Source organism: Variovorax soli NBRC 106424, from assembly GCF_001591385.1.
Classification (GTDB): domain Bacteria; phylum Pseudomonadota; class Gammaproteobacteria; order Burkholderiales; family Burkholderiaceae_C; genus Variovorax; species Variovorax soli.
In genome coordinates this window covers 1-26,853 of record NZ_BCUU01000041.1, presented here as the reverse complement: position 1 = coordinate 26,853, position 26,853 = coordinate 1, and the positions used below count along the sequence as shown (strand labels likewise).

General features: G+C 69.8%; 20 protein-coding genes and 2 riboswitches. Of the genes, 10 read left to right on the top strand and 10 right to left on the bottom strand.

All coding sequences use genetic code 11. The features are described 5' to 3' along the window. The first annotated feature begins 20 nt into the window (after positions 1-20). The 4 genes from VSO01S_RS13755 to VSO01S_RS13740 are packed head-to-tail and all read left to right on the top strand — an operon-like array spanning position 21 to position 4,529. Positions 21-1,058, top strand: coding sequence for an ABC transporter substrate-binding protein (locus tag VSO01S_RS13755; protein ID WP_245684209.1), 1,038 nt, complete (start codon positions 21-23; stop codon positions 1,056-1,058). After that, positions 1,055-3,073 (top strand): ATP-binding response regulator, encoded by a 2,019-nt coding sequence (locus VSO01S_RS13750; protein WP_084241863.1) that lies wholly within the window; start codon positions 1,055-1,057, stop codon positions 3,071-3,073. The genes VSO01S_RS13755 and VSO01S_RS13750 overlap by 4 nt, the downstream gene beginning before the upstream one ends. Next, positions 3,066-3,860: a hypothetical protein gene (locus VSO01S_RS13745; RefSeq protein ID WP_068643293.1), complete on the top strand. Its 795-nt coding sequence runs from the start codon at positions 3,066-3,068 to the stop codon at positions 3,858-3,860. The genes VSO01S_RS13750 and VSO01S_RS13745 overlap by 8 nt, the downstream gene beginning before the upstream one ends. A gap of 12 nt (positions 3,861-3,872) precedes the next feature. Then, positions 3,873-4,529 (top strand): glutathione S-transferase family protein, encoded by a 657-nt coding sequence (locus VSO01S_RS13740; RefSeq protein ID WP_068643292.1) that lies wholly within the window; start codon positions 3,873-3,875, stop codon positions 4,527-4,529. A 10-nt stretch (positions 4,530-4,539) separates the two neighbouring features. Here the strand turns inward: VSO01S_RS13740 and VSO01S_RS13735 are convergent, their stop codons facing one another. The 9 genes from VSO01S_RS13735 to apaG form a co-directional block, all read right to left on the bottom strand. After that, positions 4,540-5,811 carry a D-amino acid dehydrogenase gene (locus tag VSO01S_RS13735; RefSeq protein ID WP_068643287.1) on the bottom strand — a complete coding sequence of 424 codons (1,272 nt, stop codon included), beginning with the start codon at positions 5,809-5,811 and terminating at the stop codon, positions 4,540-4,542. A gap of 55 nt (positions 5,812-5,866) precedes the next feature. Beyond that, positions 5,867-5,988: riboswitch (glycine riboswitch) on the bottom strand. Between the two features lies 1 nt (position 5,989). After that, positions 5,990-6,096: riboswitch (glycine riboswitch) on the bottom strand. 10 nt (positions 6,097-6,106) lie between these two features. Continuing rightward, entirely contained in the window at positions 6,107-11,356 is a 5,250-nt protein-coding gene (locus tag VSO01S_RS13730) for a two-partner secretion domain-containing protein (protein WP_084241862.1), read from the bottom strand. Positions 11,357-11,382: 26 nt separating this feature from the next. Further along, complete coding sequence (locus VSO01S_RS13725) at positions 11,383-13,173, bottom strand: ShlB/FhaC/HecB family hemolysin secretion/activation protein (protein WP_245684208.1); 1,791 nt, start codon at positions 13,171-13,173, stop codon at positions 11,383-11,385. Continuing rightward, the gene (locus VSO01S_RS13720) at positions 13,170-15,305 is read right to left on the bottom strand and encodes a CHAT domain-containing protein (RefSeq protein WP_245684207.1); all 2,136 of its coding nucleotides are present in this window, start codon (positions 15,303-15,305) and stop codon (positions 13,170-13,172) included. The genes VSO01S_RS13725 and VSO01S_RS13720 overlap by 4 nt, the downstream gene beginning before the upstream one ends. 283 nt (positions 15,306-15,588) lie before the next feature. Next, positions 15,589-16,011: a YciI family protein gene (locus tag VSO01S_RS13715; RefSeq protein WP_068643283.1), complete on the bottom strand. Its 423-nt coding sequence runs from the start codon at positions 16,009-16,011 to the stop codon at positions 15,589-15,591. Positions 16,012-16,141: 130 nt separating this feature from the next. Then, on the bottom strand, positions 16,142-17,119 hold the full coding sequence (gene thiL / locus VSO01S_RS13710) for a thiamine-phosphate kinase (protein ID WP_068643324.1): 978 nt from the start codon (positions 17,117-17,119) through the stop codon (positions 16,142-16,144). 42 nt (positions 17,120-17,161) lie between these two features. Next, positions 17,162-18,283, bottom strand: a complete 1,122-nt coding sequence (locus VSO01S_RS13705) for a YbdK family carboxylate-amine ligase (RefSeq protein WP_068643323.1) — start codon at positions 18,281-18,283, stop codon at positions 17,162-17,164. Positions 18,284-18,306: 23 nt separating this feature from the next. Continuing rightward, the gene (locus VSO01S_RS13700) at positions 18,307-19,572 is read right to left on the bottom strand and encodes a cation:proton antiporter (RefSeq protein WP_068643281.1); all 1,266 of its coding nucleotides are present in this window, start codon (positions 19,570-19,572) and stop codon (positions 18,307-18,309) included. Positions 19,573-19,638: 66 nt separating this feature from the next. After that, positions 19,639-20,040 carry a Co2+/Mg2+ efflux facilitator ApaG/CorD gene (gene apaG / locus VSO01S_RS13695; RefSeq protein ID WP_068643279.1) on the bottom strand — a complete coding sequence of 134 codons (402 nt, stop codon included), beginning with the start codon at positions 20,038-20,040 and terminating at the stop codon, positions 19,639-19,641. A gap of 70 nt (positions 20,041-20,110) precedes the next feature. Between apaG and rpe the strand changes: the two genes are divergently transcribed. After that, on the top strand, positions 20,111-20,794 hold the full coding sequence (rpe, locus tag VSO01S_RS13690) for a ribulose-phosphate 3-epimerase (protein ID WP_068643277.1): 684 nt from the start codon (positions 20,111-20,113) through the stop codon (positions 20,792-20,794). 25 nt (positions 20,795-20,819) lie between these two features. Here rpe and VSO01S_RS13685 read toward each other — a convergent pair whose 3' ends face one another. Beyond that, positions 20,820-21,074: a hypothetical protein gene (locus tag VSO01S_RS13685; protein WP_068643275.1), complete on the bottom strand. Its 255-nt coding sequence runs from the start codon at positions 21,072-21,074 to the stop codon at positions 20,820-20,822. A 90-nt stretch (positions 21,075-21,164) separates the two neighbouring features. Here VSO01S_RS13685 and VSO01S_RS13680 point away from each other — a divergent pair, with 90 nt between their 5' ends. The 5 genes from VSO01S_RS13680 to VSO01S_RS13660 form a co-directional block, all read left to right on the top strand. Next, positions 21,165-22,169 carry a M14 family metallopeptidase gene (locus VSO01S_RS13680; protein WP_068643273.1) on the top strand — a complete coding sequence of 335 codons (1,005 nt, stop codon included), beginning with the start codon at positions 21,165-21,167 and terminating at the stop codon, positions 22,167-22,169. Between the two features lie 93 nt (positions 22,170-22,262). Further along, positions 22,263-23,288, top strand: coding sequence for a non-homologous end joining protein Ku (gene ku, locus VSO01S_RS13675; RefSeq protein ID WP_084241860.1), 1,026 nt, complete (start codon positions 22,263-22,265; stop codon positions 23,286-23,288). A gap of 30 nt (positions 23,289-23,318) precedes the next feature. After that, positions 23,319-25,877, top strand: coding sequence for a DNA ligase D (gene ligD, locus VSO01S_RS13670; protein ID WP_068643271.1), 2,559 nt, complete (start codon positions 23,319-23,321; stop codon positions 25,875-25,877). A gap of 75 nt (positions 25,878-25,952) precedes the next feature. After that, positions 25,953-26,519, top strand: a complete 567-nt coding sequence (locus VSO01S_RS13665; RefSeq protein WP_068643269.1) for a phosphatidylglycerophosphatase A family protein — start codon at positions 25,953-25,955, stop codon at positions 26,517-26,519. A gap of 13 nt (positions 26,520-26,532) precedes the next feature. Next, the coding region (locus VSO01S_RS13660) for a CinA family protein (RefSeq protein WP_153305263.1) at positions 26,533-26,853 on the top strand (321 nt) is incomplete at its 3' end.

The following is a 26,853-nucleotide window of genomic DNA, read 5'->3' as shown; positions in this document are numbered from 1 at the left end:
AACTTGGGGTTGTCTTACCCATGTTCTTCAAGCTTTCCGGGGTGGCGCTGGTCGCGCTGCGGGCCGTGGTGCCCGCATTGATGCTGCTCGGCATGCCGCCAGGGCTGGCCCAGGCCGCGCTCACGCGCCTGACGGTGATCACCGGCGACGACCGCGCGGCCAGCGCCGAATTCATCCAGCAGCTGCGCGACACGCAGGCGCCGGGCGCGCGCATGCAGGTGGTTCGCCTGCCCCTCGAAGGCGCCCCGGGCGCGGCGCCGGCCGCCCCGTCTGCGGAAGAAGAACAGGCCGCCAATGCCGGCGTGCGCACGCGCAGCCTGCGCGGCGCCGAGGGCAGGGGCAACGGCGCCTATGGTGACGCACTGACGGTGGCGGTGGGCCCCGGCGCAGCCCGCTCGGCCATCGAGAGCGACAGCCGCGAACCGCTGCTGCTGACCATGCTCAGCCGCCTCCAGTACGAAAGCCTCAAGGACAGCCCGGGCCTGCGCCGCGAAGGCCGCCGGGTGGGCGTGCTGTTGTGCGACCCCTCCATGGCCGACCAGCTGGCGCTGGTGGAAGCCGCCCTGCCCGAACGGCGGCGCCTGGGCGTGGTGACCACCGCCGATTCGCAGCCGCTGCTGGCCGAACTGGAGCGCGCCGCGGGCAGGCAGTGGACGCTGCAAGTGGCCACCGCGCCGGACACCAAGTCCATCGCCGGCGCGTTGCGCGGCGTCCTTTCGGGCAGCGACGCGCTCATGGTGCTGCCCGATGCCATCGGCAACGACCAGGCCGCCACGCTCGCGGTGCTGCACGCGGCCGCCGGTGCCGGCCTGCCGGTGTTCGGCGCCAGCGAGGGCATGGTGCGCTCCGGCGGGCTCGCGGCCGCGGTGGCCACACCGGCGCTGATGGCGCGCCAGGCGCAAGCCATGGGCCAGAAGCTGGCGCTGGCGCCGGCCGGCGTGCTGGTCGAATCGGCCAAGCCGGCCTCGGTGCGCGTCAACGCCAACGTGGCGCGGGGCCTGGGCCTGCGCCTGCCCGACGAGCGCGAACTGACCGAGCGGGTGGCCGCGCCGCGATGAACCGATTAGCCACCGGCTTCGCCGCACCGCCCAAGGAAGCCGCCCAGGACCCGACCGACTCCCAGCGCGACGAACTCCAGGAGCCGGCCACCCTGGTGATGAGCGGCAGCCTGCAGCGCGACCTGCTGCGCCTGGGCGTGGTGCCCTGCGCGGCAGCGGCACTGGCGCTCACGGCCTGGTTCACCCACAGCCGGCTCAACACGCTGGAGGACGCCTTCAATGCCGAAGGCCAGGCCATCGCCCGCCAGGTGGCCGCGCTGTCCGACCTGAGCCTCTATGCGGGCGACCTCTCGGCATTGCAGAACGTGGCCAATGCGGCGCTGCGCGGCAGCAGCCAGGTCACGCGCGTGGAGATCAGCAACAACGCGGGCGTGTTCGTGAGCAGCGGCCCCAGCCAGGGCAGCATGGAGAACCTGCGCGTGTTCACCGCGCCGGTGCTGCTGCGCGAGGCATCGCGTGCCAGCGCCTTCTCGCCGGCCGGCACCACCGCCGCGGGCGAGTCGCCCATCGGCCTGGTGCAGACCTTTCGCGACACCACCGGCTATGCGCGCGAGCGCACCCGCTCGCTGGTGGCCGGCATCGGCATTGCGCTGGTGGCCATCCTGGTGGCCTGGGCCTCGGTGCGCAACATGGCGCGCACGGTGGCCCGGCCGCTGCGGCGCGTGTCGCGCACCGTGGCGGCGCTGGAGGCCGGCAATTTCGATGCCCGCTGCGACGTACAGGCCGCGCCGCCCACGGGCCGGGGCCATCCGAAACGGCCGCACGAACTGGCCAGCCTGGCGCACGACGTGAACCGGCTGGCCGAGCAGCTCGAACACAACCAGCAGGTGAGCGAAGAGCGCGTGCGCGAAGCCACCGCCGTGGCCTTGCAGCGCATGGCCGAGGCCGAGCAGGCCGCGCTCTCCCGCGCACGCTTCCTGGCGGCGGCCAGCCACGACCTGCGCCAGCCGCTGCATGCCATGGGCCTGTTCATCGACGGCCTGCTGCCCACCGCCACGCCGGACCAGCGGCCCGCCGTGCTGCGGCTGCAGGAAAGCACGCAGTTCATGAGCATGCTGCTGGACGACCTGCTCGAAATCTCGCGGCTCGATGCGCAGGTGCTCACGCCCACGCTGGCCACCGTGTCGCTGGAGGGCCTGTTCGAGCACCTGGCCGGCCAGCATGCCGCCCAAGCCGCCGATGCGCGCGTGCGCATGGTCTTCAAGGCGCAGGGCCGCGCGGTGCGCAGCGATGCGGCCATGCTCATCCGCATCGTCGGCAACCTGATCGGCAACGCGATCCGCCATGCGCCGCCCGAAGGCACGGTGCTGGTGGCGGCCCGGCGCGGCGCCCTGCCCGGCACGGTGCGCATCGAGGTGCGCGACAACGGCATCGGCATTGCGCCCATCCACCAGCAGCGCGTGTTCGAGGAGTTCTACCAGGTGGCCAACACCGAGCGCGACCGGCGCCAGGGCTTCGGCCTGGGCCTGGCGATCTGCGCGCGGGTGGCGGCGCTGCTGGGCACGCGCATCGAACTGCGCTCGGCGCTGCTGGAAGGCAGCACCTTCTCACTCACCCTGCCCGGCGCCGCGCCGGTGGGCGCTGCGCGCGCGGTAGCGCCGCCGCCTCCCATGGCACCGCTGGCCGGCCTGCGCTGCCTGGTGGTGGACGACGACGAAGTCATCCTGCACGGCACCGAGCAACTGCTGCGCCAGTGGGGCTGCATCGTGAACTGCTCGGAAAGCGGCACCGCCGCCATCGAGCTGATGCGCGAGGAAGACGCGCACTACGACGTGGTGCTGTGCGACCTGCAGCTGGCGCGCGACGAAGACGGCATGGCCGTGATCGAGGCCGCGCGCCAGCTGCACCCGCAGGCGCTGGCGGTGCTGGTGACCGGCGCCACCGGCCCCGATGCGCTGCAGCGCCTGCGCCAGCGGGGCGTGACCTTCCTGACCAAGCCGGTGGCGCCGGCCAAGCTGCGCGCCCTGCTCTCCACCCGCCGCCAGGCGCACTTCGCGGACCCTGCCCATGCTTGATGCCAGCGCGCTGCAGCACATCCGCCCCTTCGTCGCCACGCCCAACTACGGCGGCGTGCTCACCACCACCTACGTGCGCAGCCTGCTCGGCCTGGTCAACCTCGCCTACCAGCACGGCTTTGCCATGCAGAGCCGCTTCCTGGACGGCGACAGCCTGATCACCCGGGCGCGCAACCGCATGGTGGCCGAGTTCATGGCCGACGCGCGCTGGACGCACCTGTTCTGGATCGACGCCGACATCGGCTTCGAGCCCGAGGCGGCGCTGCGCCTGCTGCTGTCCGGGCGCGACGTGGTGGCCGGCGTCTATCCGCACAAGATCGACGCCTGGCCCACGCAGGGCCTGGCCCAGCCGCTGCCGGCCGGCAGCACGCGCGAGGATTTCGAGGCGCGCTACCCGAGCTTTCCGGCCAACCTGCTCGCGCATGGGCGGGTGGAGGCCGACGGCTTCATGGAGGTGCTGGACGCACCCACCGGCTTCATGGTGATCGCGCGCCGCGTGTTCGAGCAGATGGCCGTTGCCATGCCCGAGCTGCGCTACACGCCCGATGTCTCCGGCCACCCCGACGTGCGCCGCGGCCAGCCGGCGCCGCCCCCGCACTACCGCTTCTTCGACGTGCTGGCCGAGCCCGACAACGGCCGCTACCTGACCGAGGACTACGCCTTCTGCCGGCGCTGGCAGTCCATCGGCGGCAAGGTGCATGTGGACACCGCCTCGAACCTGACGCACCAGGGACTGAAAACCTACACTGGCGACTTTGGCCGCGCGCTGCGCGACGCGCACGGCTGAAGGAGCCGGCCCATGACCCCCACCATCACGGCGTTCGAGGCATCGCCCGACCGCGGCAAGGGACAGGCGCGCGACATGCGCGTGCGCTGGGCGCTCGAAGAAGTGGGCCAGCCCTACGACGTGCGCCTGCTGTCGTTCAGGCAGATGAAGGAGCCGGCGCACCGCGCGCTGCATCCCTTCGGCCAGATTCCCACGTACGAGGAAAAAGGCGGCCTGGCGCTGTTCGAGTCGGGCGCCATCGTGCTGCACATCGCGCAGCAGCATGCGGGGCTGCTGCCGCGCGATGCACACGCCCGGGCGCGGGCCGTCAACTGGATCTTTGCCGCGCTCAGCACCGTGGAGCCGCCCATCGTCGAGCGCGAGACCGCCTGGTTCGTGGAGCGCGACAAGCCCTGGTACGCGGAGCATGCGCCCATGCTCGACGAGCGCGTGCGCAAGCGGCTGGGCGAACTCTCAGCGCGGCTGGCCGGGCACGAATGGCTCGACGGCGCATTCAGCGCCGGCGACCTGATGATGGTGATGGTGCTGCGCCGGCTGAGCAGCTCGGGCTTGCTGCAGGAATATCCGAACCTGCATGCCTACGTGGCGCGCGGCGAGGACCGGCCGGCCTTCCAGCGGGCATTCGCCGCGCAGCTGGCCGTGTTCACCGCCGCCGCGGCCAAGGGCTGACGCAGGAGCCTCAGGCCGAAGCCGCTGCCACACCGCCACCCGCGAAGCGCGGCTGGGCGCGCTCGCTGGCATCGCGGATCTGCTCGGCCACCATCTCCGCCGTCGCGGCCGACAGCGTCCAGCCCAGGTGGCCGTGGCCGGTGTTGTAGAACACGTTGGCCCGGCGGCCGGCGCCCACGCGGGGCATCAGGTTGGGCATCATGGGCCGCAGGCCCGCCCACGGCACCACTTGCCGCGTGTTCACGCCAGGAAAGCATTCGTTCACCCAATCGACCAGCGGGCGGATGCGGTCGGCGCGGATGTCGCGGTTCACGCCGTTGAACTCGGCCGTGCCGGCCACGCGAAAGCGCTCCGTGCCCAGGCGACTGGTGACCAGCTTGGTCTCGTCGTCCAGCAGGCTCACCGTGGGCGCTGCCGCCTGGCTGGCGGCATCCAGCAGGTTCACCGTGATCGAGTAGCCCTTGACCGGATAGACGTTGACGCGGTCGCCCAGCTGCGCCGCGAAGTCGCGGCTGGCCACGCCGGTGCACACCACCAGGCCGTCGAAGCGGTGCTCCTGCGCGCCGCCGTGCCCGGCGCGTACCGTCACGCGCGCCTGCCGGCCGTCGCTGGCCAGGCGTTCCACGTCCTGGCCGTAGAGGATGCGCACGCCCAGGCGCTGCGCGGCCGCCGCCAGGCCGTTGGTGAACTTGTGGATGTCGCCGGTGGAATCGCTCTCGGTGTAGAAGCCGCCGTAGTAGCGGCCGGCCAGCGTGGGTTCGATGGCGCGCATCTCGTCAGGCGTGACGGCGCGGCGCTCGAGCCCGCCCTGCGCCAGCAGCTTGCTGACCTCGGCCGCATGGTCGAAGCCGGCCTTGTCGCGGTAGATGTGCAGGATGCCTTCGCGCTTGAGGTCGAAGTCCACGCCCTCGGCCTGCGCCCAGGCAAAGAGATGCTCGCGCGCGGCAATGGCCAGGCGCGTGGTCTCGACGGTGTTCTGCTTGTAGCGGCCGATGTTGCCCACGAACTCGGCGAACCAGCTCAGCTTGTGCCAACTGGGCTTGGGGTTGACCAGCAGCGGCGCGTCGCCGCGCAGCATCCACTTCATGCCCTTCCACACGGTGGACCAGTGGTTCCAGACCTCGGCATTGGAGGCCGAGAGCTGGCCGCCGTTGGCGAAGGACGTTTCCATGGCGGCATAGCGGTGCCGCTCGAACAGGGTGACGGAAAAGCCGCGCTTGGCCAGCGCATAGGCCGTGGTGACACCCGTGATGCCACCACCGATGACGGCGATCGATTGCATGAGAGAAGCTCCAAAACGTCAAGATGAAGGCGCGCACGGCCTCGTTGCCGTGGTGCGCGCCCCCTCTGTCTTGGAACCTGAGAGATTCGCGGGCGGCCGGCCTGGGTGGCTGGCGGGTGCCGCTTGCTCCTGCGGTGTCCCGGTCGACGAAACCGGGCGCTCTTCAGAGAGTTGAGAAATGCATCGACCGGTCCTTTTGCCTGAGAGTTTCCGGGGCGGTTGCTCCTTCGGCGCCGGCGCCTGCATTCACTGCTTCAAGGCGCCAGTCTCTCCCGATCGACCTGCGGATTCTATTTTAGAAATCGCCGCAGCCGTTGGTTCTTTCGGTGTCCACGCAACTGGTGAGGTTGGGCCGGGTGCGCACACGCGACCATTCCCGCGCGAGCACGTCGTTGCCCTGCTGCGCCCGCTCGCCATCCAGCGGTCCGGTGGCCAGGCAGATCGGCGCCTGGCCGATGTTGCGGTCGTACAGGTAGGTGGTGGGCTCCTCGCGCAACACGTCGACGAAGCGCGCGGGCTGCGGCAGCACGCTGGTCACCACCAGCTCGCCCGGTACCACGTTCACCAGGTAGCCCTCGGCCGAGGTGAAGGTGCCGAACACCGGATACCGGCCCGCGGGGCTCTGCAGGCCTGCCTCGGTGCCCATGCTGCCCGCGATGCCCGCGCCCGTGTCGCCCAGGATGAGCCCGGCCAGCGTGTAGGTGAAGCTGGGGTTGGGCTGGCCCACCAGCCGCGCGAAGCTCCCGATGTTGACCGTCAAGCTGGGCTGCTGCGCGTAGATGAAGTGGTTGTCGCCCGGCGACACCGTGACCGTGCACACGCCCAGGTAGGCGCAGTGATAAAGGTTGGGCAACTGGCCCGACCCCACCAGGCCGCCGCGCGACTCGCCCACCCAGGTGTCGGCCCACACGCGCCACGGTGCGCCGCCCAGGCGGCCGCGGCCGGTGTTCTGGAAGGTGGTGGCCGCCACCAGGTCGGCGCCGCCGGTGGTGTTCACCGCCGTGTCCAGGATCAGCTCGCCCGAGAGCGTGCGCACCAGCAGCGTGTTGGCTGCCATGGAGTCGGCGGCCTGCACCTGCGGCTGATTGCCGTTCGAGTCGTAGGCGATGACCGAGACCGGCCCGATCTTCAGCGGCCCGCTGTTGACGAACTCGAAGCGCCCCGCCGCGCCGCCGCCGAGCGTGTCGGCGCTCACCTTGTTGCCGGGGTCGTTCAGGATCACGTTGCCGCCGAAGGACTGCGCCAGCAGCGTGCCGGCCGTGATGCTCGCGCCGGCCGCCTGCGTGATGTTGCCGCCGCTGATCAGCCCCAGCGTGGGCGCCGACACCGGCGCGCCGAGGTCGATGTTGCCGCCCGCGTTGTTCTGCAGCGTGACCGGCACGCCGCTGGCCAGCGGCGCCAGCACCTGGATGTCGGCCGCATGCGTGCTGCCACCGGCCACGATGGCCGCGGCCGTGAGCCGGCTCATCTCATCCGTCGAGATCCAGAAGCCGCCGGGGTCCGAGCCGCTCGACAAGGCGGGCGCCAGCAGGACCGAGTCGGTGAAGATGGACGGCACCAGCGTCGGATTGCCCATCAGGTAGATCGGCTCGGCCGTTCGGTCTTCGCCCGCGCCGGTGGCTGCGTTGACGCCGCCCGGTCGCAGGTCCAGCACCTGCCCGGCGCGCACCGTGCCGTTCAGCACGATCGCGTCGCTGCTGCGGTCGTTGGCGGCGCGCAGCACCACGTGGCGGTTGCCGTCGATGATCGAGCTTGGGCCGCCGTCGCCGTTGCTGCCCATGAGGACCAGGCCGGCGCCGCTGCCTTGCGTCTCGCCCGTGACCTCGATGTCGCCGGTGCCGGTGGTGGTGACCTGCGCGCCGTTCTGCAGCAGCACGCCGGTGCCCGGGGGCGGGCCGGATTCTTCGCCCGACACCTGGCGCAGCCCGCGCACCGCGACGTTGCCGTTCACGCTGGTCACGCGCGCGTTGTCGATGACCACGCCATGGCCGGAGCCGTCGCTGCTGTTGCTCGAGAACGCGCCCACGCCGGTGATGTTGATGTTGCCCGTCGTGGTGCTGATGATGCCCAGCCCGCCTTCGACCGAGAGCAGCGTGCCGCCCACCCGCACGCCGGTGCCGTTCTGCGCGAAGCCGGTGATGTCGACGTTGCCGCGGCCTGCGGTGATGTTGGTGCTGTCCAGCGCGATCGCCGCGGTGGTGAAGCCGCCGAAGGGCACGTTGGTGCCGGGCGCCGGCACGGAAAGCCGCACGCTGCCGTCGGCCGCCCCGCCGAGCGTGCTGATCTGCGTGTTGCCCATGCAGATGGCGCACGGGCCGAAGCCGTTGCCCGTGGCAGTCATGGTTAGGCTGCCGCCGTTGGTGATGATCTGCCCGCCGTTGTAGTCGATGGTGCCGCTGTTGCTGTTCTTGCCGGCCGTGAAGTTCACGTTCAGCGGCGCGGCGGTCGACCGGATGACGGTGCCGAAGCCACCGTTGATGTCGCGCGAGGCTTCCAGGTTGAAGGACACGGGCGCGCTGCCCTTGTCGACGTTGATCACCACGCCCTGGTTGAAGTTGATGTCGCCGCCAAAGGAGTTGGCGTTGGGCAGGGTCGTGGCGATGGTGACGCTGGTGCCGGTGTTGAGCGCGAAGTTGATGTCGCCGTCCTGGACGGTGGAGTTCACCAGCGGCGTGAGCGAGCCGTCGGGCGGCAGGCTGCCGCTGGCGGTGCCGCTCGCGATGGTGACGGTGGCGGGGTCGAGCAACCAGGTGCCTGCCGTGCCGGCCGGCGCCGAGGCATTGACGCGAATGCCGGTGAGATCGAAGTTGGCGCCCGAGGTTTCGATCAGGCCGCCGTTGCCGCCCTGCTGGCTACCGCGCGCGCTGTAGCTGCCGTGGCTGCGCAGGTCGCCGCCGGCCACCACGTGGATCGTGCCGCCGTTGCCTGCAGCACCACCCGCCGCATCGGCCGCGATGCCCGCGTTCTGGTCAATGGCGATGCTGCCGGTGCCGCGCACCGAGATCGTTCCGCCACCGCCGGCGCCGCTGGCGTCCAGGAAGTTGGCGGTCGGCCCGAAGGTGTTGGCAATGAGGATGTTGCGCCCGCCAATGTCGATCACGCCACCCTTGCGGGTGGTCGAGGAAACATCGACCAGCTTGATCGCCTGGCCGGACGCACTGTTGTCGCTGTAGCGCAGCTGGAGGTCACCGCCCTGCGCATTCAGCGTGACCTGCCCGCCCTCCGCGCGGAGGGTGCCCTGATTGCCACTGGCCGTCACCGACACACCGGTCGCCGGGGCCGTATCGGGCACCACCGTCTCGGCGCCGGTGGCTGGATCGCGATTCATCGTGAAGCCGTTGCTGCCGGCCTGGCCACTGATGTCCACCCGACGGCCCGTGCCGGCTGTGACATTGCTCCCCGCGAGCAGCACGCCGTGCGAAGCACCCACCGTTGCCGAGTTGGAGCTGGCCAATGCCTGCCTCGTGAATTCGGCATTGGCAGCCAGCGCGCTGAGATCGCCCCCCTGGCCGGTGATGCGCACGTCTCCCTGCAGCGCGATGACGGGCGTTCCCCCGATCCCCACGCCCCCGGAGGGGCCACTGACCAGGGCAGGGTCCGGCGTCGTCGTGTCACTCGCGCTCCACCCGCGCGTGGCCCCGTTGATGCTGATGTTGCCGCTGGCCGATCCGATACCGCTGGGTCCGGGGCCCACAAACGCCGCCTCCGAGAGCAGGTCCCTTGGCGGGGCGCCGATGATGCTCACCCCGAACGCGCCCAGCGCACCGCGTCCGTCGACGGCGACATTGCCGCCCGCGATCAGGAAGCTGGCACTCAACCCCACGCCGGCGCCCGATTGCATCTGGCTGCTGTCGGGGAAGGTGCCGGTGTCGCCCTGGCCGCGCAGGCTGATGCTGCCGCTGCCGCCGCAGGTATCGACGCCGATGCAGGTGTTGAGCGTGCTGTTGCTCAGCCTGACGCCATCGACCGTCCAATTGCCAACGGCATCCCGGCCGCCCACGGCGCGCCCGTTGACCGGGTCGCCTTGCCCATAGAAACGGATATTGCCGCCGTTGCTGTCGATCCTCGCGCCACTCATGACAATGGCCCCGCCCTGGCTGCCTTCGCCAAACGGGTCGATGGGCAGTGCATCGGGCAGCGCGGCGCCCTGGGCGTCGGCGTTGAAGTCGACGTTGAGCGCACCGCTGCTGGACGAGATCACCGAGTTGGCCGCCATCTCGATGTTGCGCGCCGAGTTCACCGTGAGGGTCGCGGTGCCGCCCTGCGTCTTGAGCACCTGCGCGCCGGCATCGAAGCGCACGCCATTGCCTGCGGAACTGGGGCCACCTTCGCTGAAGGTGCGCAGTGCGGCGCTTTCGAGGGTCACGCCGGCCGCGCTGCCCAGCGTGGCGCCGAGGACGGCCGCGTTGATGATGCTGCCGCCGTCCGACGGCGCCGAGGGCGAGTTGCCGGAGAAGCCGAAGGGCGGGTTGTTGCTAACCGTGATGTCCTGCCCCGAATAGATGCGCACCTGGCCGCCGGTCGCCTCGATCGTGCTCGTGTTCGACACATACAAGGCACTGTTGCCATAGGCCGCCGTGCCGTCGGCCTTGGTGGTGCGGCCGGCACTGAGGATGATCTCGCCGTTGCGCGACTCCAGCGTGTTGGCGCGCAGCGTGCCGGTCTGGTTGACCACCAGCGCCCCGAACGAATCCGCGGCCATGAGTGCGATGCGGCCACCGTTAGCGGTGATGGTGCCGCTGTTGTGCACCAGCGCCTGCGCGGCCTCGGAGCCGGCCGGGATGGTGAATTGCGTCAACCCGTCGCCGACAAAATCCACCGTGATGCTGTCCGCGGACACCAGGCCGACGGAACCGCGCGCGACGTCGATGGTTCCGGCTCCTTCGTTGCGCACCTCCGCTCCCATCAGCGCCACTGTGCCGCCGGGGCTGGTCGTCTGGATGGCCCCTTGGTTCACGACGGTGTATGAATTGCCATCGACGATCGGGAAGGGATCGACACGCTCGAACTTGAACTGCCTGGTGGCAGGATTCATGAAGTCGGCATCCGAGGTCGACATCTTCATCGTGGTCGCCACGAGACCGCCCACGCTCACCGACGACCCGCTGCTGAACAGCACCCCGTTGGGGTTGGTCAGGAACACATGGCCGTTGGCCGTGAGCCTGCCGGCGATGGTCGACATCTCGTTGCCGACGACCCGGTTGAGCAGGATGCTGCTGGCGCTTGGCTGCGCCACGTTGACTGCGTCGAGCGCGCCGATGGAAAAACTTTGCCATTGCGCGATGGCGCGCGGCGAATTCGCGCCCTGCGTGATGGTCATCGTTTGCCCACCCTGAGGGTTGGGGGCCACGCCGGTGATCGACACCGTCCCACCACCGGGCACGGCAATGCCGCCGCCGGGCGCCACCGGCAGCACCTGCGCCAACACCGGCGTCACCCCCAGGCACACCAGGCTCAGCATCAACGGCGTCAACCGCAACTCGCGCACCGCAGCAGCAGGCCGCCGGCGCGCGCGGGACACATCACGGACTGGGGATTGCTTCATTTGTCTGGCCCGCCCTGCTTGCTTGCTTACTGGAAGAACTTCTGGAACTGCACGAACAGCCGCGGGTTGTGCCCGCCGCCGTCGGTGATGGCCTCGCGCGTGCCGGCGCGCCAGGCCAGCGTGGCGTTGAGGGCGAAGTTGCCCGGCCGTGCCCACGACACACCGAAGCCGGCGCCCCGCAGGCTCTGCGTGTTGTCGGTTTCGCTCAGGAACGGGTCCTTGGCGATCTTTCCGCGCGCGGCGTCGTAGAACACATAGGGCGTGACTTCGTCGTTGAGGGACCAGCGCCACTCCACGGTGCCGATCAGCCCCTCGTCCACCAGCAGTTCGCCCGTCGGATACGCACGCACCGCGCGCGGGCCGCCCAGCGACAGTTTTTGCGACGGGTCGAGGTTCTTGCCGGCCCATTGCCCGCCCAGGCTCAGGTAGAGCGAGTGCTGCGGCACGACGGCTTGCAGGCGCGAGAAGCGGAAGGCCAGCTTGTCGAAGCTGCCCTCGGTCTGCCGGCCGATCTGGTCGATGGCTTCGCTCAGCGGGTCGCGGATGTCCAGCTTGCCGTGGTAGTAGTTGCCCGAGCTCGCCCAGTAGCCGCCGCCCAGCCAGTCGTCGCGCAGCTCCCAGGCCCAGCCCAGGCCCAGGCCGTACACGCGCTTTTTCGAATCGAAGCCGATGGCGTCGTAGTGGTCCGACAGGTCCTGCAGGTCGGCGCCGGCGCGCAGGAACAGGTTCTGCCGCCGCGAGCGGATCAGCGGGTAGTTGAGCGACGCGTCCAGGATGTCGGCGGTGCCGTGGGCATCCAGCGCTGCGAAGTCGCCGCCCAGCTCATAGCGCACATGGGCCGCGCCCACGCCCACGCGCAGGCCGTCGGCGCCGATGGGCGCCTCGTACGAAGCGCGGCCGAACACCATGCCTTCGTCCGAGCCCATCAGCCGCAGGTCGATGTTGTCGCCGATGCCGAAGGGGCTGAGCCACCGCGCGGTGCCGCCGATGCGGTAGCGGCCCGACTCCTCGGTGCCGTGGTTGTCGGCATCCGCCGAGAACTCCCAGCGCGGCGCGGCCGCCACGTCCACCGTCAGGTCGGTGGTGCCGGGCTGCGCGCCTTCCTGCAATGCCGAGGTGACGCGAATGCCCGGCTGGTCCGACAGCAGCAGCATGGCGCGCTCGTAGTTGGGCGTGTCCACCGCGCTGCCTTGGGTGAGCCTGGCGAGGAAGGCGCGCACGCGCGCTTCGCTGATGGGCGCGTCGGGCGCCACGTTCACCAGCACGCGGCCCAGGCGCCCTTCGATGACGCTGATCTCCACCACCCCGTCGCGCACGGTCTGCACGGGCACCACCGCCTGCGCCAGGAAATAGCCGCGGTCGCGGTAGAGCTGGGTGATGGCGCCGGCCAGCTGCTCCAGGTCCGACAGCGTGACGTCGCGGCCGATGTAGGGCCTTGTGACCGCCTGCAGCGCTTCGGCCGGCAGCGCCTGCGCGCCGTTCAGGCGCAGGTCGTTGAGCCTGAACGCGGTCTGCGGCGCGGGCGCCGCCGGCAGGGCCTGCGTGGGCGTGCCGGGCGACGGTGCCGCCTGCGTCACCTGCGCCGCATTGTTGGCGGAAGACGAGCACGCCGTGCAGGGGTTCTGCGTGGGCGTGAGCGTGGTGCTCTCGATCTGCTGCGACTGGGCCTGCGCGCGCTGCGCGAACACGAGGGCCAATGCCGCAACCAGCAGCGCGCCCGAGGCCAGGGCAAAGCGCTGGCGGTGCTGCCGTGCTCCTCCCTGGTTCATGGCAGCTGCCCGGAGCTTGTTCTTCTTCTTGTTGTTGTTCTGCTTCATGCCGGGCTCCCGACGGTCATGCGCCAATTGCCGATGAGGTTGAACGGGGCCCAGAAGAACGGGTGCGACAGCTTGGGGTTCTTGAGCACCGCGAGCTGGCCCGCCTGCATGGCCCGCTGCACGTCGTTGCCCTTGGACAGTTCTGAATACACGGTGCTCATCAGCACTTCGGTGGCATCGTCCGACACCGGCCACAGCGAGGCGATGAGCGCCGAGGTGCCGGCCGACAGGAACGATCGCGTGAAGCCCAGCACCTCGTCGCCCTTGGCGATGCGGCCCAGGCCCGATTCGCAGGCCGACAGCGTGACGAGCGAGGTGCCGCGCATCGGCATGCCCAGGATCTCGTGCGCTTCCAGAAAATTCTGCTTGCCGTTCTCGTTGGCCAGCAGGATGCGCGAATACAGCGGATCGACCTGGTCCGCCTCGGCATGCGCCGCCACGTGCACGATGGGCGCGCTGCCCACCGCTTCGCGGAACTGGGTCTTGGTGGCGGCCGCGCCCAGGTAGAGGTTGTTGCGCGGAAAGAGCTGCGCCAGCTGCTTCACTTCCACCTCGGCGCCGGGCAGGTCGTACTTGGCCTCGATGCGCGGATTGCCGAAGGCCACCAGCGCCGGCGCGGCGCGCGAGCCGCGCTGCGCCAGCTGGGTGGCGATGGTCATCGACGGCGCCACCGCGATCGGATGGGTCTCGACGAGATAGCGCCCGTCCACCCGCAGCGCCTGGAACGGCAGGTAGTGCAGCGCCCCGTGCGGCACGAACACCAGCCGCTGCCCCGGCGCCAGGCCCAGCGGCGCGATCAGCGCGGCGCCCAGCTTGTCGGCATTGGTGATGGCATTGCGCCGGCCGCGCACCACCGAGTTGCGGAAGGTCTCGACCAGTTCGGTCAGCTCGTCGCGCTTGATGGGGATGGCGCTGGTCTTGATCTCGCCCGGCCCCACCACCCACACCTGCAGCCGATCCGGCAGCGAGTGGAACTGCACCACGCGCTCGTCGCTCTTGAGCACACCCTGCAGCGCCGCCAGGTTGGCGCTGCTGGCACTCGCGCCCTCGGGGCCCGCCAGCGCGGCGCGGCCGCGCACCGCATCGAGCAGGGCGCGCGAGCGGCTGCGCTCGCTCACCTCCAGCGCCTGGCCGGCACTGCCGACATCGCTGTACAGGCCCACGGCGCGGTCGAAGATGGTCTGCAGATCGGAGAACAGGCCCATCTTGAATTCCTCGCTGCGGAACTTGGCGCGCACGGCGTCCACGTCCTGCAGCGCACGCGACGAGGCATCCGCCGCCGCCTGCTTCTGGCCCAGCGCGATGTCGCTGCGGGCCACGCCGTCCCAGGCCCACATGCGGGTGTACTGCGCATCGGCGCCGGACTTGTAGCTGGTCAGGCGCTGGTAGGCGTCGCGCGCCTCCTGGGGCTTGTTCTCGGCCAGCAGCAGCCGCGCCTTGGTGCGCTCGAACTGCGCGGCCAGCGAAGGATCCTTCGGAACCTCCATGGTGGACAGCAGCTGCCGCGCGCGCTCGGTGTTGCCCGATTCGATGAGCGCGTTGACCAGCGAGGCCTGCACCAGCGGCGTGTAGCGCGGCGAGCTGTTGGCCAGGGCGGTGTCATAGCTGAGCACCGCGCCGGCATAGTCGCCGCGCCGCGTCTGCACGTCGCCCACCACCTTGTAGGCCGGGCCGATGACGAGCTTGGGGTCCTTGGCCGGATGGCGCAGGGCCTCGCGTGCGAACTCCTCGGCCTTTTCCAGCTGGCCCGAGTAGCTGTAGACGATGGCGAGGTCGCGGTTGGCATAGGCCACCAGCGTGGGGTCGTTCGTGGTGTTGGCCAGGTGCAGCGCCTTGCTGGCCGCGCGCACGCCCTGGCGGAAATCGCCGGCCTCGGCCAGCGCGACGGCCTGGCTGCAGTACTGGTAGCCCGAAAGCTTGATCGCATCCTGCGAATAGAGGATGGCGCCGTCCTGCGTGAGGGCGAACACGGTGTCGGCATCGGCCAGGCGCGCCTTTTCCTGGCGGGCCGCGGCAGCTTCTGCGTCAGGTGCCTGGGCCTGTGCCCGCACCTGGGCATAGGCCCTGGGCATGGCCGCCATGCCGAACGCCAGCAGCGCGGCGGCGGCCAGCAGCCATCCGGAGGAGCGCACGGGTGGTTGAAAGCATCGAGGTCGCGCCGCGTCAGCGCGAACCCGGACCCGTGTTGTCTTCGCCATCCACCGTTGCATTCGACCCCCAGCGCGCCGCCTGTCGGGAGCCGGCATGCGCATGGGCATGTCTTTCCCCCAAGAGACGCTGCAGAAGTGCGCGCCTACCTCAGACAACGTGCGGCGCAGTCTAGAAGTGCCTCCTGGGTGTGACCATTCTCAAGACGGTCTAGCCCTTACGGCTTAACTCACCGGAAGGTTGCGCTGCGGACGATGCAACGACGAATCAGCTGCCTGCAATGCGCTCGCGCAGGCGCTCTTCCTGCTCGCGCAGCTCCGGCGTGAACTCGGCACCGAAGTCCTCGGCCGAGAAGATCTGGCGGATCTCGATCTCCGAGTCTTCATGGTGCGGATTGGGGCAGCGCTTGACCCACTCGATGGCTTCCTCGAGCGAGTTCAGCTCCCACAGCCAGAAGCCGGCGATCAGCTCCTTCGATTCGGCAAAGGGACCATCCACCACCGTGCGGTTGGCGCCCGAGAACTTCACGCGCGCGCCCTTCGAGCTGGGGTGCAGGCCTTCGCCGGCCTTCATCACGCCGGCATTCACCAGCTCTTCGTTGTACTTGCCCATGGCGGCCAGCAGCTTCTCGTCGGGCATCTGGCCGGCTTCGCTGGCGGGGGTGGCTTTCACAATGACCATGAATCGCATCGTTTGCTCCTTGGATGATGGATGAATGAATGGAGAAGCCGGCCTGCTTTTTTTCCGGTCTTCGCATGCACGTCGAAGCAGACCGGCGCGAATCGACAAGTTCGCGCGATCTTTTTTGTAACAGCGCTGTTTACCCGAAGTGGTCGAAGGAGGCGAACTGCTGGCGCGCCAGCGGCTGGCCGCTGCCGTCCACCAGGCGCAGGCCGGCCTCGGCCTCGATGCGGCCGATGCGGGTGACCGGCGTGGCGGCGGCGCGGCCGGCGTGCTCCACCTGCTCCCGGGCCGCGACCGGTGCGGTGAAGGCCAGCTCGTAGTCGTCGCCTCCGGCCAGGGTCACGGCGTGGCGCGCTTCACCCGGCAGTTGCAGCGCCTGGCCGTCCGGATGCCAGGCCGCGGCCAGCCGGGATGCCACGGCGTCGGCATCCAGCGTGGCACCCACGCCGCTTTGCTCGAGCACATGCGACAAGTCGCCCGCCAGGCCGTCGCTCAGGTCGATGGCGCTGGTGGCAATGCCGCGCAGCGCCAGGCCCAGCGCCACGCGGGGCGTGGGCATTTCCATGCGGTCGCGCGTCAGCTGCATCAGGCCGGGCGGCAGGGCGAGCTTGCCGCGGAACACTTCCAGCGCCAGGCGCGCATCGCCCACGTTGCCGCTGATCCAGATGTCGTCGCCCACCCGGGCGCCCGATCGCAGCAGCGCCGCGCCCGCGGGCACCTCGCCGAACACGGTGATGCAGATGTTGAGCGGCCCGCGCGTGGTGTCGCCGCCCACCAGTTCGCAGCCATGCGCATCGGCCAGCGCGAACAGGCCCTGGGCAAAGCCCTGCAGCCACGCCTCGTCCACGCCGGGCAGCGACAGCGCGAGCGTGAAGGCCAGGGGCCTGGCGCCGCAGGCCGCGAGGTCGCTCAGGTTGACCGCCAGCGACTTGTGGCCGAGCCGGGCCGGATCCACCGTCGACAGGAAGTGGCGGCCCTCGACCAGCATGTCGGACGACACGGCCAGCTGCATGCCCGGCGCCGGCGCCAGCAGCGCGCAGTCGTCGCCCACGCCCAGCGGCGAGCGCCGTGCGGGGCGGGTGAAGTAGCGCTGGATGAGGTCGAACTCACCCATGGCGGCCATGGCCCTGTTTCGCCATCGTGCGTTTCATCGGCGTCATACGGCCCCTCGGAAACGCAGCGCCGCCTGCCGCACCACCTCGCCCAGCATCCGCTCGCGGCCCTGGCGCTCGCGCAGCCAGCGGGCATCGTTCTGGCTGGCTTCCACGCTCGAGCGCAGCTGGGCCATGCCCTGGGTGGCGTCCAGCGCCTCGCTGTGCCATTCGAGCTGGGTCATGGTCATCAGGATGTGCTCGCGCAAGGACATGTGGTCGCCCGTGGCCGGGTCGACATACACCGCATCCAGCCCGAAGCGGCAGGCCTGGAAGCGGTTGTAGGTGTAGACCAGGTAGTCGTCCTCGCTGGGCATGAAGGGCTGCTCCTGCAGGAACCAGGCGGCCAGCGACTGCACGTAGCCGGCCAGCGCCGCGGCGCGTTCCACCGTGAGCGGCGTGTCGAACACGCGGATCTCGATGGTGCCGTACTCGGGCTTGGGGCGGATGTCCCAGTAGAAGTCCTTCATGCTGCTGACCACGCCGGTGCGCGTCATGCGGGTGAAGTAGGCCTCGAACTCCTTCCACGTCAGCGCGAAGGGTGCGCGGCCCGACAGCGGGAAGGCGAACACCGAATTGAGGCGCGCCGAGTCGAACTGCGTGTCCTGCCCCTGCACATACGGGCTCGATGCCGACAGCGCGATGAAGTGCGGGATGTAGCGCGACATGCGGTGCAGCATGAGCAAGGCCGCATCGGCGTCGGGGCAGCCGATGTGCACATGCTGGCCGAAGATGGTGAACTGTTTGGAGAGATAGCCGTACAGCTCCGACAGCTGCCGAAAGCGCGGCTTGTCGTAGATGCGCTGCTCGTGCCATTGCTGGAAGGCGTGCGTGCCGCCGCCCAGCACCGCGATGTTGAGCTTGTCCGCGTTCTTCACCAGCGCATCGCGGATGGGCGTGAGCTGTGCCAGCACGTCGCGCGCCGAGTGGCACACGCCGGTGGAGATCTCGATCATGCTGGAGGTCATCTCCGGCACCACGCTGCCGGGCAGCGGCGTCTGGGCCATGAGGCGCAGCATGTCCTCGGCATAGGGCGTGAGGTCGTAGTCGTGCGTGTTGACCAGCTGGAGCTCCAGCTCCACGCCGAGCGACAGCGCCTCGGAGCGGGCAAAGGGCTCCAGCCCCACCACGCGTTCGGAATGCGCTGACTTCATCGGATGGTCTCCCCGCTCTTGTTGAAGGCCTGCGCCAGCCAGGGCTGCGAACTCTCGCCCGCGGCATGGATGGCCACCGTGGCCAGCACCGCGCCCAGCACCTCCATCAGCAAAATGGCGGGCAGCGCGATCTGCGTGATCATGTTGCCCAGCAGCGGCGACGCACTCACGAAGTTGGACGCGATGAGCAGCGCCACGCCCGACAGCGGCGACATGGCCACGCCCAGCCACAGCGACTGCTTCCAGCTGGCGCCGCTGCCCGGGTTGGCGATGGCCACGCCGGCGATCTTGGCCAGCAGGCGCACGCCCAGCAGGATGAGCACGGTGCTGGCCACGGGCGCGTTCCAGTCGGCCTGCGCTGCCACCATCGAGACGAGCACGAACATCAGCATGGTCAGCAGCGATGCGGCCGTGCCCAGCTGGCGCGGCCAGGTCCAGGGCTTGGGGTTGAGCTGCTTGAGCAGCACGCCGCCGATGAGCGCCGCCAGCGCCGCCGAGCCGCCCAGGTGCGCCGCCACCGCCGCGCCGGCGGCGATGATGGCCAGCAGGAAGATGGATGTGTTCTCGCTGCTGGGGCTCATCACGCGCAGGGCCGAGCGCAGGGCCAGCGCCATCAGGGCGCCCACCACGAACGACAGGCCCAGCACCACCGCCACCGGATAGAGTTTTTGCAGAAGGCTGGCGGGTGCGCGCTCCATGAGGCCCGCATGCGCATAGCCCAGCGTGAGCGCGTACAGCGTGTTGAGCGTGGCCAGGGCCAGCGCGCGTTCGATCACCGGGCCCGATGCATTGGCGTCGAGGGCGACGCGGCTGAGCACCGCCGGCGAAGCCACCACCGCGATCAGCGCCACCGGGCCCGCCACCACGTCGGCCATGCCCAGCCACTGCATGGTCCAGAACACGGCGAAGTAGGTCAGCGTGGCTTCGAGAATGCTTTGCACCAGCACCATCGGGTTGTGGCGGAACCAGCGCAGCGGCAGGCGCCCGCCCGCCTCGAAGAGCACGATGGCCACGCCCAGCTCCAGAAGGAAGAGGCCAATGCCCTGCAGCGGCCACATCGCGCCCTCGAAGCCGGAAAAGCCCGCGATCGTGCCCACGATGGTGTAGCCCACCAGCTTGGGCATGCCCGTGTAGCGCTGCACCAGGTGCCCGGCCGCCGCGGCCGCGGCCAGCAGCAGGGACCAGACCACGGTGGGGAAACCGGCCGAGGGACGCACCCACTCGGACCAGAACCCCAACAGATCATTGAAGAAAGCTGTCATGCGTATCGTTCTTGCAGCGCGCCGCCTGGGCGCCGCGCCGTAGGGAGGTCCGGCCTCGGGCCGGACTCAATGGAGGACGCGCGAGGCGGGGATGTCGCCCGTGCTCGAGTCGAGCACGAACATCGGAATGGGCACGTCGAAACGCTCGCCGCTTTCCGTCACGAAGAAGTAACTGCCGTGCATCGTCCCGGTGGAGGCCTGCAGCCGACAGCCGCTGGTGTAACGAAAAGATTCGCCCGGCGGGATGAGCGGCTGCTGCCCGATCACGCCCAGCCCTTTGACCTCTTGCCGGTGCCCTGCGGCGTCGTCGATGACCCAGTGCCTTGAAATCAGCTGGGCCGGCACCGTGCCGTTGTTGGTCACGGTGATGGTGTAAGCGAAGGTGTAGACCCGATCCCCAGGCGACGACTGCTCGTGCAGGTAGCGAGGTTCGACCAGGATGCCGATCGTGCTGCTGCTGGTAGTCATCCCCGCATCCTACCGGACACCTCGCGCCGTGGGCCTGCGACAATCCCCAGTCATGACCCGCCCGACCTCCATGCACCCCACGTACCGCATCGCCCCCTCCATTCTCTCGGCCGACTTCGCGCGCCTGGGCGCGGAGGTGTCGGATGTCATCGCCGCCGGCGCCGACTGGATCCATTTCGACGTCATGGACAACCATTACGTGCCCAACCTCACCTTCGGCCCCATGGTGTGCCAGGCGCTCAAGCCGCATGCCAAGACGCCCGAGGGCCAGGCGGTGCCGATCGACGTGCACCTGATGATCCAGCCGGTGGACGCCCTGGCCGCGGCCTTTGCGCAGGCGGGCGCCGACTACATCAGCTTCCACCCGGATGCCTCGCCGCACACGCACCGCAGCATCCAGGCCATTCGCGCCGCAGGCGCCAGGCCGGGCCTGGTGTTCAACCCGGGCCTGGGCCTGGAGGCGCTGGACTGGGCCATCGACGACATCGACCTGATCCTCATCATGAGTGTCAACCCCGGTTTCGGCGGCCAGAGCTTCATCGACTCGGCGCTGCGCAAGATCGAGCAGGCGCGCAAGCGCATCGATCAAAGCGGCCGCGACATCCGCCTGGAAGTGGACGGTGGCATCAAGGCCGACAACATCGCCCGCGTGGCCAGCGCCGGCGCCGACACCTTCGTGGCCGGCAGCGCCATCTTCAATGCGCCGGATTACAAGGCCGTGATCGGCCAGATGCGGGCCAACCTGGCGCGCTGAGCGCGCCGCGCTTTCTTTTTCTTCTTTAGCGCCTGTACTTCTCGCGGTCGAGGCGCTCGATCACCGGGCCGCGGTCGGTGTCGACCAGGCCGCGCTCGATATCCTCGTGCGCGCGCTTGCCGACCTCGGGCGGCTCCCCGCCCTGGCCTTGCTGGCTGTCGGACGACTCGTCTCGTTCGTGCGGCAGGCGCCCCCTGGACTTGCCGTGCTGGACGACCTTGGTCTTGCCGCCGCTGGCGTCCTGCAGGTCGCCGGGCTTCTTGCGTGTTGCTGCGGACATGTTTCTTCCTTGATGCCGGTTGCTGTTGTCCCATGCCGCGGGCGGGGCGAGGGTAGGAGCGGCGTGCGGCCGGCTGTAGGATCGGCCGCCATGTCTTCTCCCGCACACAACGACCCGTCGCGCTGGGCGCACCTGCCCGACATGCTGCGCGTGCATGGATTTGCCGCACTGCAGCCAGGCCCGCGCCTCATGGTGCTGGGCGGCGTGCACGGCAACGAGACCTGCGGCAGCCTGGCCATCGAGCGCGTCGTGGCGCAGTTCGATGCGGGCGAGCTCGCCCTGCTGCGCGGGCAGCTGACGCTGGTGCCGGTGGCCAACCCGCTGGCGCGCCGGCAGCTCACGCGCGAGGGCGAGCGCAACCTCAACCGCAATTTCCGCCCGAGCGCCAAGGGCCAGGCGCCGGCCGACTACGAGGCGCGCATCACCGACCTGCTGTGCCCGCTGCTGGACCGGCACGAGGTGCTGCTGGACCTGCATTCCTTCCAGAGCGCCGGCGAGGCCTTCGCCATGATCGGCCCGCGCGACAACACCGGCACGCTGGAGCCCTTTGCACGCGCCGCCGAAGAAGGCCTGCTGGCCCTGCACCTGCGCACCCCGCGTGTGGTGGAAGGCTGGCTCGACATCTATGCCGCCGGCCTGGCGCAGCGCGCGCGGGCCGGCATCGCGGTGGAAGAAGACGCCATCGACTTCGGCCGCGGCACCAACGAGTACATGCGCACCCGCGGCGGCTACGGCGTGACGCTGGAATGCGGCCAGCACGACGACCCGACCGCGCCGGAGGTGGCCTACCAGGCCATCCTGGCCGCCCTGCGGCTGCTGCAGATGCTGCCGCCCGTTGCGGGCGAGACCCCGCCCGCGCATCCGCAGCTGCTGCGCCTGGCCAGCGTGACCGACCGCCTGCATGCCGACGACCAGTTCGTGCGCGACTGGGCCACCTTCGACGCGGTGGCGCGCGGCGAGCCCATCGGCCAGCGGGCCGACGGCCGCGTGGTGCAGGCACCGGACGACGGCTACATCGTCTTTCCCAACGACGAGGCCCTGCCCGGCACCGAATGGTTCTACTTCGCCCGGGAGAGCGAGCGGCGGCTGGCCTGAACGCGCCCGGCGCGCACGGCGGGCGGCGCGCGCTTCCTACACGCGCTTGCGGCGCCGAGCCCTTAGAGTGCACAGTCTGGAGGTGCATTTCAGATGGCCGTTTCCGCCAAGAAAGCCACTGCGCGCAAGCGCTCGTCCACCGCGCACAAGGGCACCGCGCGCACCAAGGCTGCCGCCGGCAAGCATGCTTCTTCGAGCGCCGCCAAGGGCGCCCCGCGCGTGCTCTGGAAAGGCGCCATCACCTTCGGCCTGGTGCACATCCCCGTCGGCCTGTACACCGCCACCCGGCCGCACGGCATCGACTTCGACTGGCTGGACAAGCGCTCGATGGACCCGGTGGGCTACAAGCGCATCAACAAGCGCACCGGGCGTGAGGTGACCAAGGAGCAGATCGTCAAGGGCGTCGAGTACGAGGACGGCCAGTACGTGGTGCTCAGCGACAAGGAGATCGCCGACGCCTATCCGCGCACCACCCAGACCATCGAGATCGAGAGCTTCGTGCCGGCCGCGAGCATCCCGCTCGTGTTCCTGGACCGGCCCTATTACCTGGCACCCATCAACCGGGGCGGGAAGGTCTATGCGCTGCTGCGCGAAACGCTCAAGCGCAGCGGCCAGGTGGGGATCGCGCGGGTCGTCATCCAGAGCCGCCAGCACCTGTCGATGCTGATGCCCGCCGGGCCCGGCATGGTGCTGCACCTGCTGCGCTGGAGCGAGGACCTGCGCCCTTGGAAGGCCCTGCCGCTGCCGCCCGAGGGCCTCAAGGCGGCCGGCGTGAGCGAGCGCGAGGTGAAGATGGCCGAGGCGCTCATCGAGGACATGCGCGCCGACTTCGACCCCGAGGCGTACCACGACTCCTTCACCGACGAAATCATGAAGCTGGTGCAGCGCAAGGCGGAGGCCGGCAAGACCGAGACGGTGGCGCAGCTGGAACCGCTGGAGGCGCAGGAAGAAGGCGCGGGCGGCGCCTCCAACATCGTCGACCTGACCGAGCTGCTGCAGCGCAGCCTGCGAAGAGGCGGCGGAAAGAAGGCCGAGGCCGAGGCCGATGCAGAAGCGACGGCGCCAGAGTCCAAGCGCACCGGCACGGCCCGCAAGAAGGCGGCCCGCAAGCGCGCCTGATCTTCAACACGCACGGGAGCACCGCAGCGCATGGACAAGACCCGCGACGCACTGGCCCACTATCACCGCAAGCGTGACTTCTCGCGCACGCCCGAGCCGGCCGAAGGCGGGCGGGCCAGCGCTTCGGCCACGCGCCTGTCCTTCGTCATCCAGAAGCACCACGCCACGCGGCTGCACTACGACTTCCGGCTGGAGCTGGACGGCACGCTCAAGAGCTGGGCGGTGCCCAAGGGCCCGAGCCTCGACCCGTCGGTCAAGCGCATGGCGGTGCAGGTGGAAGACCATCCGCTGTCCTACGGCGGCTTCGAGGGCACCATTCCGGCCGGCAACTACGGCGCCGGCCGCGTCATCCTGTGGGACCGCGGCGAATGGGAGCCGGTGGGCGATCCGCACGAGGGCCTGGCCAAGGGCGACCTGAAGTTCAACCTCTATGGCCACAAGCTGCAGGGCCGCTGGGTGCTGGTGCGCATCAAGGGCAAGGGCGACGAGAAGCAGCCGCCCTGGCTGCTGATCAAGGAGCGCGATTCGCATGTGCGGCCCGAGGCCGAATACGACGTGCTCGAGGCCATGCCCGACAGCGTGGCGGGCCTGCCGGAGAAGAAGAGCGGCAGCGCTTCGGCCACAGGCTCGAAGAAGGCGGCGCACAAGCCGGCCCCCAAGGCCAAGCTGCCGCCCAAGGCGGCGCTGCCTGAAAGCTTATCGCCGCAGCTGGCAACGCTGGTCAACGCGCCGCCGCAGCCGGCCAGCGACTGGCTCTATGAACTCAAGTACGACGGCTACCGCCTGCTGGCGCGCATCGAAGGCAAGGACGTGCGCTGCTTCACCCGCAACGGCCACGATTGGAGCGACAAGCTGCCCGAACTGGTCAAGGCCCTGCGTTCGCTGAACCTGCGTTCGGCCTGGATCGACGGTGAGATCGTGGTGGAAGGCGACAACGGTGCGCCGGACTTCCAGGCGCTGCAGAACGCCTTCGAGCGCAGCACCACCTCGAAGATCGCCTACTGGATGTTCGACCTGCCGTTTTTTGACGGCCACGACCTGCGCGAGATTCCCTTCGAGGAGCGCACGGTGCTGCTGCGCGGACTGGTGGACGAGAACTCGCCGCCGCAGCTGCGGGTGAGCGAGACCTTCGATGCATCGCCGCGCGATCTCCTGGCTGCCGCCACCCGCCTGGGCTTCGAGGGCATCGTCGGCAAGAAGCGCGACTCAGCCTATGTGTCGCGCCGCTCGCCGCATTGGGTCAAGCTCAAGAGCGGCTTGCGGCAGGAGTTCGTGATCGGCGGCTACACCGCACCCGGCGGCTCGCGCACCGGCTTCGGCTCTCTCTTGCTCGGCGTGCACGACGAGGCGGGCAAGCTGCAGTACTGCGGCAACGTGGGCACGGGCTTCGACGAAGCGCTGCTGGCCGACCTGAAGGAGCGGATGGATGCCGTGGCCGCCAAGGCATCGCCCTTTGCCGGCCCGGTGCCTTCCAGCGTGAAGGTGGCGCAGTGGCTCAAGCCCACCCTCGTGGCCGAGGTGTCCTTCGGCGAATGGACGCGCGACGGGCGCATACGCCACTCGGTGTTCCAGGGCCTGCGCATCGACAAGCCGGCGCGGCAGATCGGGCGCGAGGAGGCGAAGCAGGCGCCGGGCACCAAGGCGGCTTCGGGCAGGAAGAACAACGCCACTTCGACGACAAAGACGGGCTCGGCCGAGCAGGAAGCGCCGGCCACGCCGCGCGTGCGGGTCACGCATGCCGAGCGCGTCATCGACAAGGCGAGCGGCACCACCAAGGGCGAGCTGGTGGCCTATTACCAGCGCATTGCGCCGCTCATGCTGCCGCACCTGAAGGGCCGGCCCGTGTCGCTGGTGCGCGCGCCGGAGGGCGTGGGCGGCGAACTGTTCTTCCAGAAGCACGCGCAAAAGCGGGAGATCGCCGGGATGACGCTGCTGCCGCCCGAACTGGACCGCGACCACGAGCCCCTGCTGCAGGTCGACACCGCCACCGCGCTGGCGTCGGCGGCGCAGATGAACACGGTGGAATTCCACACCTGGAATGCGACCTCGAACGCCATTGCCAAGCCCGACCGCATCTGCTTCGACCTGGACCCGGGCGAGGGCGTGGGCTGGCCGCGCGTGCAGGAGGCGGCCCTGCTGATGCGCGCCCTGCTCGACGAACTGGGCCTGCCGGCCTTCCTGAAAACCAGCGGCGGCAAGGGACTGCATGTGATCGTGCCGATCAAGCGGCACTACGGCTGGGACGAGGTGAAGGATTTCTCGCGCGCGGTGGTGGAGCACCTGGCCCAGACCATTCCAGCGCGCTTCGTGGCCAAGAGCGGTCCGAAGAACCGCGTGGGCAGGATCTTCGTCGACTACCTGCGCAACGGCTTCGGGGCGACGACGGCGTCCGCATGGTCCGCGCGCGCGCGCCCGGGCATGGGCGTGTCGGTGCCGGTGGAATGGGACGAGTTGCCCAAGCTTCAAAGCGGCGCACACTGGACGCTCGCCAACGTGGAAGAGCGCATACCGGTGGGCAACGGGCCGTGGGTCGAGATGGAGCGCGCGCGCGTGGCGCTGGGCGCGGCGATGCGCAGGCTGGGCGGGTAGCTCCGTTTCGATGGCCGGGGCGCGGCAGGCCGGCCCCGGTACCATCGACACCCGATGCCCGAAACAGCTCCGCTCATGTCATCTGCCACGCCAGGGCCCGAAGAAGCCCAGGCCCCCATTGCACGCCCCACGGCCAGGTTCATGCTCTCGCACCCCGCGCACTTCATCGCGCTGGGCTTCGGCTCGGGCCTGTCGCGGCTGGCGCCCGGCACCGTGGGCACGCTCTGGGCCTGGGTCGCCTTCCTGGTCATGCAGCGCTGGCTTTCCGCCGCCACCATCGGCTGGGTCATCCTGGCTTCCGTGCCCATCGGCTGGTGGGCCAGCACCGTCACCGCGCGCAATATGCGCGTGGCCGACCCCGGCAGCATCGTGTGGGACGAAGTCGTCGCCTTCTGGATCGTGCTGTGGCTCGTCACGCCCGCCGGGCTGCTGGCCCAGCTGATCGCCTTCGGCCTGTTCCGCTACTTCGACGCGGCCAAGCCCGGCCCCGTGGGCTGGGCCGATGCCCTGTTCAAGCAGAAGGGCGCCGCGCCCGGCCAATTGCGCTGGAGTGCCGCGGGCTTCGGCATCCTCTTCGACGACCTGGTGGCGGCCTTCTGCACGCTGCTGGTCATTGCGCTGTGGCGCTTCGTCTTCGGATGATGGAATCCGCCCGATGAAAGGCATCGACGCGATGGACACCCCCGCACTCGTGGCCCTGCTGGCCGAACTGCTGCGCAGCCAGCAATGGATGATGGCCACCGCCGAAAGCTGCACCGGCGGCCTGATCGCCGGCGCCTGCACCGACCTGGCCGGCTCCAGCGACTGGTTCGAGCGCGGCTTCGTCACCTATTCCAATGAGGCCAAGACCGACCTGCTGGGCGTGGATGCGGCGCTCATCGCCGCCCACGGCGCCGTGAGCGAGCCGGTGGCCCGCGCCATGGCCGCGGGCGCCGTGGCCCGCTCGCGTGCGCAGGTGGCGGTGGCGGTGACCGGC

Bases quoted from the DNA above. Each gene is read 5' to 3' on its own strand.
- VSO01S_RS13755 (WP_245684209.1), top strand. From the start codon at position 21: ATGTTCTTCAAGCTTTCCGGGGTGGCGCTGGTCGCGCTGCGGGCCGTG.
- VSO01S_RS13750 (WP_084241863.1), top strand. From the start codon at position 1,055: ATGAACCGATTAGCCACCGGCTTCGCCGCACCGCCCAAGGAAGCCGCC.
- VSO01S_RS13745 (WP_068643293.1), top strand. From the start codon at position 3,066: ATGCTTGATGCCAGCGCGCTGCAGCACATCCGCCCCTTCGTCGCCACG.
- VSO01S_RS13740 (WP_068643292.1), top strand. From the start codon at position 3,873: ATGACCCCCACCATCACGGCGTTCGAGGCATCGCCCGACCGCGGCAAG.
- VSO01S_RS13735 (WP_068643287.1), bottom strand. From the start codon at position 5,811: ATGCAATCGATCGCCGTCATCGGTGGTGGCATCACGGGTGTCACCACG.
- VSO01S_RS13730 (WP_084241862.1), bottom strand. From the start codon at position 11,356: ATGAAGCAATCCCCAGTCCGTGATGTGTCCCGCGCGCGCCGGCGGCCT.
- VSO01S_RS13725 (WP_245684208.1), bottom strand. From the start codon at position 13,173: ATGAAGCAGAACAACAACAAGAAGAAGAACAAGCTCCGGGCAGCTGCC.
- VSO01S_RS13715 (WP_068643283.1), bottom strand. From the start codon at position 16,011: ATGCGATTCATGGTCATTGTGAAAGCCACCCCCGCCAGCGAAGCCGGC.
- thiL (WP_068643324.1), bottom strand. From the start codon at position 17,119: ATGGGTGAGTTCGACCTCATCCAGCGCTACTTCACCCGCCCCGCACGG.
- VSO01S_RS13700 (WP_068643281.1), bottom strand. From the start codon at position 19,572: ATGACAGCTTTCTTCAATGATCTGTTGGGGTTCTGGTCCGAGTGGGTG.
- apaG (WP_068643279.1), bottom strand. From the start codon at position 20,040: ATGACTACCAGCAGCAGCACGATCGGCATCCTGGTCGAACCTCGCTAC.
- rpe (WP_068643277.1), top strand. From the start codon at position 20,111: ATGCACCCCACGTACCGCATCGCCCCCTCCATTCTCTCGGCCGACTTC.
- VSO01S_RS13685 (WP_068643275.1), bottom strand. From the start codon at position 21,074: ATGTCCGCAGCAACACGCAAGAAGCCCGGCGACCTGCAGGACGCCAGC.
- VSO01S_RS13680 (WP_068643273.1), top strand. From the start codon at position 21,165: ATGTCTTCTCCCGCACACAACGACCCGTCGCGCTGGGCGCACCTGCCC.
- ku (WP_084241860.1), top strand. From the start codon at position 22,263: ATGGCCGTTTCCGCCAAGAAAGCCACTGCGCGCAAGCGCTCGTCCACC.
- ligD (WP_068643271.1), top strand. From the start codon at position 23,319: ATGGACAAGACCCGCGACGCACTGGCCCACTATCACCGCAAGCGTGAC.
- VSO01S_RS13665 (WP_068643269.1), top strand. From the start codon at position 25,953: ATGTCATCTGCCACGCCAGGGCCCGAAGAAGCCCAGGCCCCCATTGCA.